Annotated in this window: 8 protein-coding genes, 2 tRNA genes and 3 rRNA genes; 2 read left to right on the forward strand and 11 right to left on the reverse strand. The window is 61.4% G+C overall.

All coding sequences use genetic code 11. The features are described from left to right. Window positions 1-19: 19 nt before the first annotated feature. The 3 genes from purB to dnaB are packed head-to-tail and all read right to left on the reverse strand — an operon-like array spanning window position 20 to window position 4,224. Window positions 20-1,387 (reverse strand): adenylosuccinate lyase, encoded by a 1,368-nt coding sequence (gene purB, locus QY325_01145; GenBank protein ID WKZ66546.1) that lies wholly within the window; start codon window positions 1,385-1,387, stop codon window positions 20-22. A gap of 43 nt (window positions 1,388-1,430) precedes the next feature. Continuing rightward, window positions 1,431-2,726 carry an asparagine synthetase B gene (locus QY325_01150; GenBank protein WKZ66547.1) on the reverse strand — a complete coding sequence of 432 codons (1,296 nt, stop codon included), beginning with the start codon at window positions 2,724-2,726 and terminating at the stop codon, window positions 1,431-1,433. Next, the gene (gene dnaB / locus QY325_01155; protein ID WKZ66548.1) at window positions 2,692-4,224 is read right to left on the reverse strand and encodes a replicative DNA helicase; all 1,533 of its coding nucleotides are present in this window, start codon (window positions 4,222-4,224) and stop codon (window positions 2,692-2,694) included. The genes QY325_01150 and dnaB overlap by 35 nt, the downstream gene beginning before the upstream one ends. 206 nt (window positions 4,225-4,430) lie before the next feature. Between dnaB and QY325_01160 the strand changes: the two genes are divergently transcribed. Then, window positions 4,431-5,732, forward strand: coding sequence for an Ig-like domain-containing protein (locus QY325_01160; GenBank protein ID WKZ66549.1), 1,302 nt, complete (start codon window positions 4,431-4,433; stop codon window positions 5,730-5,732). Between the two features lie 4 nt (window positions 5,733-5,736). Here QY325_01160 and QY325_01165 read toward each other — a convergent pair whose 3' ends face one another. After that, a complete protein-coding gene (locus QY325_01165) occupies window positions 5,737-6,720 on the reverse strand; it encodes an acetyl-CoA carboxylase carboxyltransferase subunit alpha (GenBank protein WKZ66550.1) in 984 nt (327 codons plus the stop codon). Between the two features lie 95 nt (window positions 6,721-6,815). Here QY325_01165 and ispE point away from each other — a divergent pair, with 95 nt between their 5' ends. Beyond that, a complete protein-coding gene (gene ispE / locus QY325_01170) occupies window positions 6,816-7,655 on the forward strand; it encodes a 4-(cytidine 5'-diphospho)-2-C-methyl-D-erythritol kinase (protein WKZ66551.1) in 840 nt (279 codons plus the stop codon). Here ispE and QY325_01175 read toward each other — a convergent pair. The 7 genes from QY325_01175 to QY325_01205 form a co-directional block, all read right to left on the reverse strand. Next, window positions 7,635-8,981, reverse strand: coding sequence for a TlpA disulfide reductase family protein (locus QY325_01175; protein ID WKZ66552.1), 1,347 nt, complete (start codon window positions 8,979-8,981; stop codon window positions 7,635-7,637). The two genes, ispE and QY325_01175, sit on opposite strands and share 21 nt — an antisense overlap. A gap of 78 nt (window positions 8,982-9,059) precedes the next feature. Then, window positions 9,060-9,172 (reverse strand): 5S ribosomal RNA (gene rrf, locus QY325_01180). A 73-nt stretch (window positions 9,173-9,245) separates the two neighbouring features. Next, window positions 9,246-12,131 (reverse strand): 23S ribosomal RNA (locus QY325_01185). 133 nt (window positions 12,132-12,264) lie between these two features. Further along, a tRNA-Ala gene (locus tag QY325_01190) sits at window positions 12,265-12,338 on the reverse strand. A 13-nt stretch (window positions 12,339-12,351) separates the two neighbouring features. After that, a tRNA-Ile gene (locus QY325_01195) sits at window positions 12,352-12,428 on the reverse strand. A 105-nt stretch (window positions 12,429-12,533) separates the two neighbouring features. After that, window positions 12,534-14,056, reverse strand: a 16S ribosomal RNA gene (locus QY325_01200). The 16S, 23S and 5S rRNA genes sit together here with 2 tRNA genes alongside, the layout of an rRNA operon. A 372-nt stretch (window positions 14,057-14,428) precedes the next feature. Beyond that, on the reverse strand, window positions 14,429-15,133 hold the full coding sequence (locus tag QY325_01205) for an SDR family oxidoreductase (protein ID WKZ66553.1): 705 nt from the start codon (window positions 15,131-15,133) through the stop codon (window positions 14,429-14,431). Between the last annotated feature and the right edge of the window lie 16 nt (window positions 15,134-15,149).

Genomic DNA, 15,149 nt, shown 5'->3' on the forward strand with positions numbered 1-15,149 from the left:
CATCATCATCGAATGCGCATCACGGCATCACGCGGCCGAGGAGGTCGATCCCTGTGTAGGAGCGCGGACTCAATCGCCGCAACTGGTCCTTCACCGCTTCGGCCACCTCAAGGCCATCGATGAAGGCCTGCATGTCCCCCGCCGTGATGCGGTCCTTGCCGCGCGTGAGGTCCTTGAGCCGCTCATAGGGCTGCGGGTAGCCGGCACGGCGCAGGATGGTCTGCATGCCCTCGGCGACCACGGGCCATTGGGCGTCCAGGTCCCGTTCGATGGCGGCTTCGTTGAGCAGCAGCTTGTCCAGGCCCTTGCGGATGGAGTCCACCGAGAGCATGGTGTGGGCGAGCGGCACGCCGATGTTGCGGGTCACGGTGCTGTCGGTCAGGTCGCGCTGCAGACGGCTTACCGGGAGCTTCTCGCTGAGGTGGCCGAAGACCGCGTTGGCAAGGCCCAGGTTGCCTTCCGCATTCTCGAAGTCGATGGGATTGACCTTGTGGGGCATGGCGCTGCTGCCGATCTCACCGGCCTTCACCCGCTGGCGGAAGTAGTCCATGCTGATGTACTGCCACGCATCGCGGCAGAGGTCGATCAGGATGGTGTTGATGCGGCGGAAGGCATCCATCAGCGCCGCCAAGTGATCGTAGTGGTCGATCTGCGTGGTGAACTGCTGGCGCCGGAGCCCCAGCTTCTCGGCGAGGAACCGGTCGGCCAGCTGCACCCAATCCAGCTCGGGGTAGGCCGCGTGGTGGGCATTGAAGTTGCCCGTCGCCCCCCCGAACTTGCCTGTGAAGGGCACTTCGCGCAGCAGGCGCAGCTGATCATCGATGCGCTCCACGAACACCTGGAGCTCCTTGCCCAGGCGTGTCGGTGAGGCGGGCTGTCCGTGCGTGCGGGCGAGCATGGGCACCTGAGCCCAGTCAAGGGCAAGGGCATGCAGCCTGTCGCGCAGTGCAAGGAGATCGGGCAGATAGCACTCGAAGAGGAAATCCTTGAGGAGGAGCGGCAGCGCCGTGTTGTTCACGTCCTGGCTGGTGAGCGCGAAGTGCACGAACTCCCGCTGCTCGACCAACCCGGCCTCCTCCATGCGCTCCTTCAGGAAGTACTCGATGGCCTTCACATCGTGGTTGGTCACCTTTTCGATGTCCTTGATCCGCTGCGCATCGCTGGTGCTCAGGGCCTCCACGCGGCTCATCACGGGCTTCAGCCGATCGAGCGGGGCACCGGCCAGTTCGGGCAGCGGCACCTCGCACAGGAACCGGAAGTATTCAAGCTCAACGCGCAGGCGGTAGCGCATCAGCGCCTGCTCGCTGAACCAGCGTGATAGCCTGCGGGTGCGGTCGTGATAGCGGCCGTCGATGGGGGAGATGGCGGTGAGCGCGTCGAGGTCCATGGGAAAGTGCGAAAGGTAGCCCGCCCCGGTCGCTCGTGGGCCCTCAGGTCTTCTGCTTCCGCTTGCGCGCCGCTGGGAATAGGATGTTGTTCAGGATGAGCCGGTAGCCTGCTGAGTTGGGGTGCAAGCTCAGGTCCGTGGGCGGGTCGCCCACCATGTGCTGGTAGTCCTCCGGGTCGTGGCCGCCAAAGAAGGTCCATTGCCCCAGTCCGAATTCCCCGTGGATGTATTTCACGGTGCCCTGCGCCTTGTTCTCTCCCATCACGGTCACGCCCGGCTTCACCAGGTCCTTCCGGAATGCGGTGGTCTGGCCCATGAACCCCCGCACCACCTGCTCATGGCTCTGGCAGAGCATGGTGGGCACGATGTCCCACTTGGCGCTGAAATCGAAGAGGGTGAAGAAGTCGCGCGGCTGCCCGATGCGGCCATGGATATCGGTGGCGTCGATGTCGCTGAACTCGTAGATCATCGGGTCCGTGATCAGCCTGAAGTTCCGGAAGGCGAAGGCCTTGTCGAAATCGAGCTTCTGCTGGCATTGCGGGTCGATCGGGTCGTGGTCGAACTCCGCCGCGCAGATGTCCACCCCTTCGGCGGCCAGCGCTATGTCATAGCTGTCCGTCCCGGAGCACATCGTGAACAGGTAGCCTCCTCCCGCGACGTAATCGCGGATGCGGGTGGCCACGGCCAGCTTCATCTGGCTCACCTTGGCGAATCCGAGCTGGGCCGCCATGGCCTCGCTCTCCTGCACCTGGGCCCGGTACCATGGGGCGTTCGCATAGCTGCGGTAGAACTTGCCGTACTGCCCGGTGAAGTCCTCGTGGTGCAGGTGGAGCCAGTCGTACTGCGGCAGGGAACCCGCGATCACCTGCGGGTCATAGATGCGCTCATAGGGGATCTCGGCATAGGTCATCACCAAGGCCACGGCGTCGTCCCACGGCTGGAATCCATCCGGAGCGTAGACGGCGATCTTCGGGGGCTTCTCCAGCTTCACGGCCTCCATGTTGGCCTCGGGGTCGGCGATCTCGCCAAGGATCGCGGCCGCCTGCCCGTCGGCGATTACCTGGTAGGTCACCCCGCGCACCTGGCACTCCTGCTCGATGACCTGGTAGTGGTCGATGAGGAAGCTGCCTCCGCGGTAGTTGAGCAGCCACTCCACCGGCACATCGCGCTGAAGCGTCCAGAACGCGATGCCGTATGCCTTCAGGTGGTCGCGCTGCGAGCCATCCATGGGGATGAGCAGCTTGGTGGCCAGCCCTGGCACGGCCAAGGCCAGCGCTAGCAGCAAAGCGGTGAGGCGGTGGCGGTCAGAAGGGGGCAGCGTCGTCGAAGCCGGAGTCATCGTTCATTCGGCTTGGCCGCGTGATGGTGCGAAGGCCGCCATCTCCAGATCCCATGCCGTCCCCAAAGGTACCTGACATCGTCTCCAGGTCGGCGAACTTGGCCAGCTCGGGGATGAAGCGCAGGCGGACGGTGTCGATGGCGCCGTTCCTGTGCTTGGCCACGATCACCTCGCCGATGCCAAGGGTGCTGCCATTCTCGTCCTCGTAGATCTTGTAGTACTCGGGGCGGTAGAGGAAGCACACGATGTCGGCGTCCTGCTCGATGGCGCCGGATTCGCGGAGGTCGCTCAGTTGGGGGCGCTTGTCCCCGCCGCGTGTCTCCACCGCGCGGCTGAGCTGCGAGAGGGCGATGATGGGGATGTCAAGTTCCTTGGCGATGCTCTTGATGCTGCGGGAGATGCTGCTGATCTCCTGCTCGCGGTTCCCGCCCTTGTTCTCCCCGCCGCCGGTCATCAGCTGCAGGTAATCGATGATGATCAGGTCCACGTTGTGCTGGCTCTTCAGCCTGCGGGCCTTGGCGCGGAGCTCGAAGATGTTCAGCGCCGGTGTGTCGTCGATGAAGATCGGGGCGTTGGTGAGGCGCGAGATGTGCTGGTGCAGGATGGCGAATTCGCTGTCGGAAAGCTCGCCTTTGCGCAATTTCTCGGAGCTGATGCCGGCTTCGCTCGCGATGAGGCGGGTCACCAGCTGCGTACTGCTCATCTCCAGGCTGAATACGGCAACCGCCCGCTTCTGCTCCACGGCGATGTTGCGCGCCATGCTCAGGACGAAGGCCGTCTTTCCCATCGCGGGGCGGGCCGCCACGATGATCATGTCGCTGCGCTGCCACCCGGCGGTGAGCTTGTCGAGCTGCACGAATCCGGTGGGCACGCCGCTCACCCCGCCGGTCTTGCTCTTCGCGCTCTCGATCTGGGCGATGGCGTCCTGGATCAGGTCGCTCATCGGCTCATAATTGCGCTTCAGGTTGCCGCTGGTGATGGCATAGAGGTCCTGCTCCGCCTTGTCCAGCAGGTCGAACACGTCGGCGCTGTCGTCGAAGGCATCGCGCTGGGTCTCCGCGCTGATGCGGATCAGCTCCCGCAGGATGTGCTTCTGGCTGATGATGCGCGCGTGGTACTCCACGTTGGCGCTGCTGGCCACTTTGCTGGTGAGCTGACTGATGTAGAAGGCGCCGCCCACTGCATCGAGGTCCCCCCGGCCCTTCAGCTCTTCGGTCACGGTCAGGATGTCGATGGGCTTGTCGTTCCTGAACAGGTTCAGGATCGCATCGAAGATCCTGCGGTGGGCATCCACATAGAAACTCTCCGGCTGCAGGATGTCGATGGCCTCGTTCACCGCGTTCCGCTCCAGCATCAAGGCCCCCAGCACGGCTTGCTCGAGTTCGGGGGCTTGGGGAGGGAGCTTGCCGGCCTCCAGTGCGCTGGTCAAGAGCGAGGAGGAGCTTCGGCGGGCGCCACGCAGCTTATCCTGCGAACGGCTGGCGGAGAGGTCTGGCATTGAGTTCTATGTTGACGCTCAGGGGATTCGGTGTTCGGCTGTCGCTCGTGCGACCGATCGCCCAGCGGGAGGGCGTCAAATGTAGCCGCAGGCAATGCCGCTGGGAGGCCAACTATCAACAACGAAGTCGCATTGCATTAACATCCGGGACTGTGGACAACGGCCTCCCATGGAGGAAGCCCCCGCAGCCCCGCTAACTTGCGCAGGTGCGCGATCAACAATGCTTGCTGGTGTGGGGGTGCGCTGCGCTGCTGGCGCTGGGTTGCAGGAAGGACAAGCCCTCCGATCCGCCCACGGTGCGCATCCTGCAGCCTGGAGCGGGATACAGCGTGGCGGTGCCTGATACCATCGCGGTATCCGTGTCCGTTTCGGACGACAGGCTCGTGGAGCGGGTCACTGTCCTGGTCGCCGACCCCAACGGCGTGCCGCTCACCCCTGCGGTAACGGCCTCCGTCCAGGCTGGCTCGGCTACGGTTGCATTGGATCTGCCGGTGCTGGACGAGGCCATCGCCACGGGCAGCTATGTGCTCACCGCTATTGCCTCCGATGGGCAGGCGGATGCGCGCGCCTTCCTTGGCATCACGGTGCAGGCAGCACCCTTGCGGGTGCGGGCGATGTACCTGTTGCCACCGGTCGACGGTGCCGGGCCTTACCCGGTCACGCGCAGGGACAGCGCCGGAGGCTTGGCGCTGTTCACCACCCTGTCCGAGCTGGGCGGGGCGGCCCTCGCCGGCTCCACGCTGTTCACGCATGGAGCGCTCACGGGGCCGCTGCAGCGCTGGGACCTGGGGACAGCGGCCGGCTCCGTGCTGGTACAGAATCCAGGGCCGGGCGCTGGAGGCCAGCTCTACTTCAACGGCTTGGCGGCCGACCCTGCGGATGGGCGCGTCTACGTTGGCACGAGTGACGGATTGGTGCGCGGCTTCGCACCCAACGGACCGCAGCTCTTCAATGGGGCCACGCCGGCGGGATTCGTGAGCGAGTCCACCGTTGTGGTGGGCGCCTTCCTCGTGAGTGCCGTCGTCAACCCGGTCACGCAGCAACGGGCGCTCGTGCAGCACGGCTACGCGTCGGGCGCGGTCTTCGCGCAGTTCCCCTCCGCGGTGGATCCGGTTGCGCTGTTCGCCATCGATGACCAGCGGCTGCTGCTCATGGGCAATGCGCCTGCAGGCGCTGTCATTCGCGAGGTGAACGTGCAGCTGGGAGGCTCCAGCACGGTGCGCGAGTTCCCGGGCCAGGTGCTCCGGTGCGCCGCGCGAGCCTCGCCTGACCGCTTCATCCTGGCGCTCTCCACCGGTGTCAGCCGGTTCGATCGTGCCGCGAACGCCGTGGTCCCGCTCGCGCCGGGTCTCGACGCCAATGCTTTGGCCTATGACCCGGTCGCGGGAACCGTGGCGGCCGCGGTGGGCGCTACAGTGCAACCCCTCGACCCGGTCTCCGGGATGCTGGGCCCTTCATGGACCGCGCCCCACCCGGTTGGGGCGATCCTGCTACAGCTGAACCGCTGAGGCCTCAGCCCTTGGCCTTCTTCTCCGGCTTGGCCTTCAGCACGACCCCCATTTCGCAGAATTTCCGGATGCGGCGCTCTGACAGCTTGCTGCCGTCCACTTTCAGGAGCTTGTCGAGCTGCTTCTGCACCTCCGCCTTCACGAGGCGGCAGGCCCCTTCGATGTCACTGTGCGCGCCGCCAGGCGGCTCCTTGATGATGCCATCGATGAGCTTGTTGGCGAGCATGTCGCCGGCGGTCAGCTTCAAGGCCTTGGCGGCCTGCTCCTTGAAGTCCCAGCTGCGCCACAGGATGGAGCTGCAGGACTCGGGGGAGATGACGCTGTACCAGGTGTTCTCCATCATGAGCACCTTGTCGCCCACGCCGATGCCGAGCGCCCCGCCGGATGCGCCCTCGCCGATGATGACGCAGATCACCGGCACCTTCAGCTGCACCATCTCGAACAGGTTGCGCGCAATGGCCTCGCCCTGTCCGCGCTCCTCGGCTTCAAGTCCAGGGAAGGCGCCGGGGGTGTCGATCAGCGTCACCACGGGCTTGTTGAACTTCTCGGCGAGCTTCATCAGGCGCAGGGCCTTGCGGTAGCCCTCCGGATTCGCCATCCCGAAGTTGCGGTACTGCCGCATCTTGGTGTTGATTCCCTTCTGCTGCCCGATGAACATCACCGTGCGGCCGTCCATGAGGCCGAAGCCTCCCACCATGGCCTTGTCGTCCTTCACGGTGCGGTCGCCGTGGAGTTCGATGAAGGTGCCGTCGGTGAGGTGGTCGATGTACTTGAGCGTATAGGGCCGGTCGGGGTGACGGCTCACCTGCACGCGCTCCCACGGGGTCAGGTTGGCGTAGATCTGGGTCCGCGTCTCCGTCAGCTTGCGTTCCAGGTCCTTCAGCGTAGCCGTCACATCCACCTCGCCCTGGGCGGCCACCTCCTTCAGCTTGTTGATCTGCTCCATCAGGTGCTGGATCGGCCGCTCGAACTCCAGGTAGGTCTCCATGCGCTAGGTCGTTGGGAGGACGAAGGTAGAAGGATGACCGACAGCCGGCGGCGCACGCCACTGCAGGCCTGCCGGCCGGTACCTTCGCCACCATCATGGTCGTCTTCCCGCAAGCCAAGATCAACCTAGGTCTCAACGTCGTCCGAAAGCGTGACGATGGCTACCACGAGATCGAGACCGTCATCGTGCCGATTCCGCTTCACGATGCGCTGGAGGCCGTGGTCGCTCCCGACGTGGAGCCGGGCCGGGTATCCTATGGCCGGTCCGGCCTGGTGGTGGATGGGGCTGTCGAAAGCGACCTGGTGATGCGCGCGCATGCGGCGTTGGCCCGCATCCGCGATCTGCCTGGATTGCGCATGCACTTGCACAAATGCATACCCATGGGAGGGGGCCTGGGCGGCGGAAGCAGCGATGGCGCCCATGCCCTCAAGCTGTTGGATGCGCTCCTCGGCTTGGGCTGCAGCCCAGACGAGCTGCACGCCCTGGCTACGGGATTGGGCAGCGATTGCCCCTTCTTCCTGCAGCGGGGGGCCTGCTTGGCCACCGGCCGGGGCGAGGTGCTCATGCCCATTCCGCTCGACCTTTCGGGATGGTGGCTCGTGCTGGTGAATCCCGGGATCCATGTACCGACTTCGGAGGTCTATCGGCACACGGCTCCCACAGGCCGCACGCTGGACCTGGTGGCTGCGCTGCAGCAGCACCCGGCTGAGGAGTGGCGGCAGGTGGCACCGAACGTGATGGAGGACCATGTATTCAGAACATGGCCCGCCATCCATGCCCTGCGCGATGCGCTGCTCGATGCCGGCGCGGCACACGCGGCCATGAGCGGTTCAGGTGCTTCCGTATTCGGGCTCTTCCGATCGGAGCCGCCCATCCTCAGCTGGCCTCAAGGCCACGTGCAGTGGGTGCTCAGGCTAGGGAAGGAGGCCGCCTAGCAGCTCGCCCAGCTCAATGTGGTCGTTGGGCTTGGCCACGATTCGGCCCGTCCGATCGACCAGGATGAGCCATGGCGTCGCTTTCACGCCGAAGGCTTTCGCGGCCGGCGAGCCCCAAGCGGCCAGTTCGGTGTAGCAGGGGAAGGGGAGGGCCATCTCCATGATGTTCCGCCGGAACTCGGCCTCATCATCATCCAAGGCGATGCCGACCACGCCGAAGCCTTTCTCCGCGTACCCGTTATGCAATGCACTCAGGCCGGGCATCTCGGCATGGCAGTGGTCGCAGGTGCTCGAATAGAAGAACAGGGCGGTGTAGGCATTCGCCTGCACCAGTTGCGCGAGGCGATCGGTCCTTCCGGTGATGGGGGAGGGCAGGGCCACATCCGGAGCCATGGCACCGATGGAGGCCTTCAATTGCACGGCCACGTCCGCGAGGAGCGCGGCATCGGGCGCCACCAGCGAAAGGGGGCCCATGACGTAATGGTCCACCACATGCTGAAGGACTTCTTCGGGACCGTAGGCGCTGAAGATGGCGATGAGCTGAGTGCGCGTGAACGACCAGCAGGCGGTGTCTGGGCTTGACCAGTGCAAGAGTGAATCGCAGGCAACGCGCAGCATGCCGGGAGAAGCCGGTGTGGTGCTCTGGAGCAGGGCCATGATGGCCTTGGGATAGAGGGAGCTGCGCAGCAACGACGGATCGGACCACCGCATGGCGTTACGGACGGCTGCAGGACCTGCCTGCATCGCGGACATCAGCCGCTGATCGAGCGCGGCGACCTGGGCGAAATAGGACGCGGTATCCTGCGCCATTAGCCGCGCCAGGAATTCCTGCTGCCGCTGCTTGAGGGTGCGCTCTTCCTGTGACAAGCGGTTCAAGCCCGCAGTATCGCGAGGATCCATGCCTGCACGTTGGTCAGTTACGGCCCGCAGGCGCCGCTGCGCCTCCCGGCTCGCCCACTTGTACTCCCAAAGGCGCTGATTCTCGGTGGATCCGCTGACTGTGATGTGCTCCTGCAGCGGCCGCCCGGAGAAGTCGAGCCGGATGCGCGCATCACCGGGGGCGCCAAGGATCAGGTCGACCTGGTCGTTCGCGAAGCCGAGCCTGTAGTAGCCGAGGGGGAATGCGCGCGGTGCGAAGCGGAATGCGCCGGAACCGGAGATCCGCGCGGAATCCAAGGGGAAATGGTCCGTTCCGCGTGTGCCGTAGATCGTGATCCATTCCCCGACGGAAGCCGGGCCGAGCGAACCGAGGATCTCTTGAGCACGAGCGGTACCGCCTGCCGATAGCAGGGCAGCGGTCAACAGGAACCGGAGGCATTTGGGCATGCGAGCGGGTATCGGAGCTGGGCGAAGGTCGTGCCAGGTGGAAAAAAAAGAACCCCGCCCATTGCTGGGCGGGGTTCAGATCGGCGACGACATACTCTCCCGGGCTTGTGGCCCAGTACCATCTGCGCTGGTGAGCTTAACTTCTCTGTTCGGAATGGGAAGAGGTGGACCTCACCGCTAAAGTCACCTGAAATCGTCAATGCGATTTGACAGGTCGTTGGACAAGACCAGAACAGCCGAGGATCGTTCCACGAGCGATCTGCGTGATCGAAAGCTTACGGGTAATTAGTACCACTCGGCTTTGCCATTGCTGACTTTACACCTGTGGCCTATCAACGTGGTAATCTTCCACGACCCTTAGAAGAAGTCTCATCTTGAGGTGGGCTTCGTGCTTAGATGCTTTCAGCGCTTATCCCGTCCGAACATAGCTACCCAGCGGTGCCCCTGGCGGGACAACTGGTACACTAGCGGTTCGTCCACCACGGTCCTCTCGTACTAATGGTAGCTCCCCTCAAACTTCTAACGCCCGCAACAGATAGGGACCGAACTGTCTCACGACGTTCTGAACCCAGTTCACGTGCCACTTTAATCGGCGAACAGCCGAACCCTTGGGACCTTCTCCAGCCCCAGGATGTGACGAACCGACATCGAGGTGCCAAACCATTCCGTCGATATGAGCTCTTGGGAATGATCAGCCTGTTATCCCCGGCGTACCTTTTATCCTATGAGCGATGGCCCTTCCATATGGAACCACCGGATCACTTTGCCCGACTTTCGTCCCTGTTCGACTTGTCGGTCTCACAGTCAAGCTCCCTTTTGCCAATGCACTCAACGCACGGTTACCAAGCGTGCTGAGGGAACCTTTGGAAGCCTCCGATACTCTTTTGGAGGCGACCACCCCAGTCAAACTACCCACCACACACTGTTTCCGTGTTTCGCACGGATTAGACATCAGATGAACGAAGGGTGGTATTTCAACGTCGACTCCACGATGCCTAGCGACACCGCTTCAAAGTCTCCCACCTATCCTACACATCGGGCAGCCGATGTCAATGTGAAGCTATAGTAAAGGTGCACGGGGTCTTTCCGTCCCGTTGCGGGTAAGCGGCATCTTCACCGCTACTACAATTTCACCGAGCTCGTGGCCGAGACAGTGCTCAGATCGTTACACCATTCGTGCAGGTCGGAACTTACCCGACAAGGAATTTCGCTACCTTAGGACCGTTATAGTTACGGCCGCCGTTTACTGGGGCTTCGATTCAAAGCTTCACCTTGCGGCTGACCTCTCCTCTTAACCTTCCAGCACCGGGCAGGTGTCAGGCCCTATACGTCATCTTTCGATTTTGCAGAGCCATGTGTTTTTGTTAAACAGTCGCCTGAGCCATTTCATTGAAACCCACCGAAGCGGGTACCGCTTATCCCGAAGTTACGCGGTCAATTTGCCTAGTTCCTTAGCCACGGATCACTCGAGCGCCTCAGGATATTCTCCTTGACTACCTGTGTCGGTTTGCGGTACGGGCGGCTTGCATCTGAAGCTTAGGGGGTTTTCTCGGAAGTCTGCTTAGGGTCTCTATCCGCTTGCCCGAGGGCTCGCGGTACTGTTGGGCTTCAGCAGGAACGGCGGATTTGCCTACCATCCCTATACCTACACCTTTCAACGCACTATTCCGTCAGTGCGCGGACCTTTCACTCCTTCGTCACCCCATCGCAATGCAAGTCGGTTCCGGAATATTGACCGGATGCCCATCAGCTTCGCCGTTCGGCTACGCCTTAGGTCCCGACTAACCCTGATCCGATTAACGTTGATCAGGAAACCTTAGTCTATCGGCGGGCAGGTTTTTCACCTGCCTTATCGTTACTTATGCCTACATTTTCTTTTCCGGACGCTCCAGCATGCCTTACGACACACCTTCGACGCAGACCGGAATGCTCTCCTACCGCCCCAATGGGGCCCACAGCTTCGGTGACACACTTGATGCCCGATCATTATCCACGCCGGACCGCTCGACTAGTGAGCTGTTACGCACTCTTTAAATGAATGGCTGCTTCCAAGCCAACATCCTAGCTGTCAATGCAGTCCGACCTCGTTAGATCAACTTAGCGTGTACTTGGGGACCTTAGCCGATGGTCTGGGTTATTTCCCTTTCGCGCACGGACCTTAGCACCCGCGCGCTCACTCCCGGATATTGATGTCGTGGCATTCGGAGTTTGTCCGGGTTTGGTAGGCGGTGAAGCCCCCTAGCCCGATCAGTAGCTCTACCTCCACGACAGTACGTCCGAGGCTGCACCTAAATGCATTTCGGAGAGTACGAGCTATCTCCCAGTTTGATAAGCCTTTCACCCCTAACCACAGCTCATCCGAAGACTTTTCAACGTCTACCAGTTCGGACCTCCATCCCGTGTTACCGGGACTTCATCCTGGCCATGGTTAGATCACTCAGGTTTCGCGTCTGCCGCCACTGACTAAGCGCCCTGTTAAGACTTGCTTTCGCTTCGGCTGCGGGGCTGAACCCCTTAACCTTGCCAGTGACGAGCAACTCGTAGGCTCATTATGCAAAAGGCACGCCGTCACCCCGAAGGGCTCCGACCGCTTGTAGGCGTACGGTTTCAGGGACTATTTCACTCCGCTGTTCGCGGTGCTTTTCACCTTTCCTTCGCAGTACTGGTTCGCTATCGGTCTCTCAGTAGTATTTAGCCTTGCCAGATGGTTCTGGCGGATTCAGACAGGATCTCACGTGTCCCGCCTTACTCAGGATACCACTAGGTACAGCATGCATTTCGTGTACGGGACTATCACCCCCTATGGTCCAACTTTCCAGATGGGTTCCACTACACATGCTGAGTCCACGTCGTGGTCCTACAACCCCGGCCGCGCCGAAACGCTTCCGGTTTGGGCTGTCCCCTCTTCGCTCGCCACTACTGGGGGGATCACTACTTGTTTTCTTTTCCTCCAGGTACTTAGATGTTTCAGTTCCCTGGGTTGGCACCCTTCGCAGGGTATCCCGGCTTCACCGGGATGGGTTGCCCCATTCGGAAATCCACGGATCACAGGATATTATGCTCCTCCCCGTGGCTTATCGCAGCCTATCGCGTCCTTCGTCGCCTCTGAGAGCCAAGGCATCCACCGTACGCCCTTAGTAACTTTTCGATCTCTCACGATCGTATTGCTCGGTGGACCGATCTCTCGGTCTGTTTTGGTCTGTCCAACAACATGTCAAAGAACGGTGCCCTTGGGAGGGCTGCCCCGCACAGGCCGTTGGAAGACGGCGAAGGCGGGGCCCAGTGGAGAATATCGGAGTCGAACCGATGACCTCCTGCTTGCAAAGCAGGCGCTCTAGCCAGCTGAGCTAATTCCCCGTTCCCTGTCCCATGGTAGTCCTGAGCAGATTTGAACTGCTGACCTCTACATTATCAGTGTAGCGCTCTAACCAACTGAGCTACAGGACTATGGAGAAGGTAACGGTGTACCGTTCAAAATATCATCCATCTGAGACAGCAGGTATCGAAGGCGCTGTTTCCAACGCCAGCAGAGACCTGTCCAACTTACTCTAAAAAGGAGATGTTCCAGCCGCACCTTCCGGTACGGCTACCTTGTTACGACTTAGCCCCAGTCACCGGTTTTGCCCTAGGCAGCTCCTTGCGGTCACCGACTTCAGGCACCCCCGGCTTCCATGGCTTGACGGGCGGTGTGTACAAGGCCCGGGAACGTATTCACCGCATCATGGCTGATATGCGATTACTAGCGATTCCAGCTTCACGGAGTCGGGTTGCAGACTCCGATCCGAACTGAGACGAGTTTTGAAGATCCGCATCCGGTCGCCCGGTAGCTTCCCTCTGTACTCGCCATTGTAGCACGTGTGTAGCCCAGGACGTAAGGGCCGTGATGACTTGACGTCGTCCCCACCTTCCTCACCGTTTACACGGGCAGTTTCTCTAGAGTCCCCGGCATTACCCGCTGGCAACTAGAGATGGGGGTTGCGCTCGTTATGGGACTTAACCCGACACCTCACGGCACGAGCTGACGACAGCCATGCAGCACCTCGCACGCCGTCCGAAGAAGAGGACGTTTCCGCCCCTGTCGTCGTGCGTTCGAGCCCTGGTAAGGTTCCTCGCGTATCATCGAATTAAACCACATGCTCCACCGCTTGTGCGGGCCCCCGTCAATTCCTTTGAGTTTCAGCCTTGCGGCCGTACTCCCCAGGTGGATCACTTAACGCTTTCGCTAGGTGACTGACCGTATATCGCCAATCACGAGTGATCATCGTTTACGGCGTGGACTACCAGGGTATCTAATCCTGTTCGATCCCCACGCTTTCGTGCCTCAGCGTCAGTATCGCCTTAGTGAGCTGCCTTCGCAATTGGTGTTCTGTGCCATATCTAAGCATTTCACCGCTACACGGCACATTCCGCCCACTTCAAGCGCACTCAAGAACGCCAGTATCAATGGCAAGTCTACAGTTGAGCTGCAGGATTTCACCACTGACTTAACGCTCCGCCTACGCACCCTTTAAACCCAATGAATCCGGATAACGCTTGCACCCTTCGTATTACCGCGGCTGCTGGCACGAAGTTAGCCGGTGCTTATTCCTCCGGTACCGTCAACCCAGGACACGTCCTGGGGTTTCTTCCCGGATAAAAGCAGTTTACAACGCGTAGCGCCTTCTTCCTGCACGCGGCATGGCTGCGTCAGAGTTGCCTCCATTGCGCAATATTCCTCACTGCTGCCTCCCGTAGGAGTCTGGTCCGTGTCTCAGTACCAGTGTGGGGGATAACCCTCTCAGGCCCCCTAACGATCGTCGCCTTGGTGAGCCGTTACCTCACCAACTAGCTAATCGTGCGCATGGTCATCCTTTACCGCCGGAGCTTTCAAAGCAGAACGATGCCGTCCCGCTTGTTATGGGGCATTAATCCTCCTTTCGGAGGGCTATTCCCCAGTAAAGGGCAGATTCCATACGTGTTACGCACCCGTGCGCCGGTCGCCACCCATGTATTGCTACATCGTGCTGCCCCTCGACTTGCATGTGTTAAGCCTGCCGCTAGCGTTCATCCTGAGCCAGGATCAAACTCTCCATTGTAAATGTTCGTTCGATCTGGTTCGTTGACGAGGTCTCTCATGTTAATCTGTCGATCACAAGGACACCTGCTGTTCTCAGAATGGACAATATGTCAAAGAACTCTATGGGTCTGGGCCTTAGCCCTTTACCAGTCTTGTTCCAGCGCCGTGGCGCCTCCCTTTCGTGGACATTTCCGCGATCGGGGCTGCAAATGTAGTGGGGCTTTTCATTCCGGCAAGCATTGTGGAAAAACTTTTTCCACCCTGACCGTCAAACGGTCCACTTGCCCCACCATCACCCGCATCAAAGAACGTCTCTCGGAAAGCGGCTGCAAATGTAAAGGGAACTTCATCAGTTGCAACACCAGGCCTTGAAAATTTCCTCCGCCGCCTCTCAGGGCGAACTCAGTGAGACGGGCAAGACCTTGCCGTTGAACGACTTATACCCCTGCCGGACGAACCACGCCACGAAGCGCCCCATCTCCATGGCGGAAACAGGGGCCTGGTATCCGGGAAAGGCCGCACGCAGCATGCCGGTGTCTACGGCGCCCAGGGCCAATGCGTTGCTCCGTATGCCCCGGTCCTTGAATTCCTCGGCCAGGCATTGCGCCATGCATGCCAGCGCCGCTTTGCTCGCGCTGTAGGCCACGAGCCCCGGGAACTTGGCGCTATCCTGGAACCCGCCCATGCTGCTGATGTGCAGAACGTGCCCGGGTGGGTCACCGGCAAGGCGGTCGGCCAGGGCCTGCGTCAGCAGCAGTGGGACGGCCGCATTGATGTCGAATACCTCCAGAATGCGGGCACGCTGGTGCGCGCCCATTGCCGTGCGGTCGAGCACCCCGGCATTATGGATCAGCCCGGTGAGGCGTCCCGGGCCGATGGCCGACGCAATGCGCTCGATGGCATCCGGGGAGGAGAGGTCAGCGTCTATCGGCCGCAGGCGATCGGATCCATGCCTGTGCACCGCATCGCTGAGCCGATGACCGGCATCGCGGGCGACCGCGATGACCCGGACCGCTTCGTCTTCGAGCAGCGCGTTGACCGTGGCGAGGCCGATGCCGCCGCCGGCACCGGTGATCAGGATGGTCTCATGCTGCATGGCGGTAGATTAGCCG

This window comes from Flavobacteriales bacterium (assembly GCA_030584065.1).
GTDB lineage: Bacteria > Bacteroidota > Bacteroidia > Flavobacteriales_F > PHOS-HE28 > PHOS-HE28.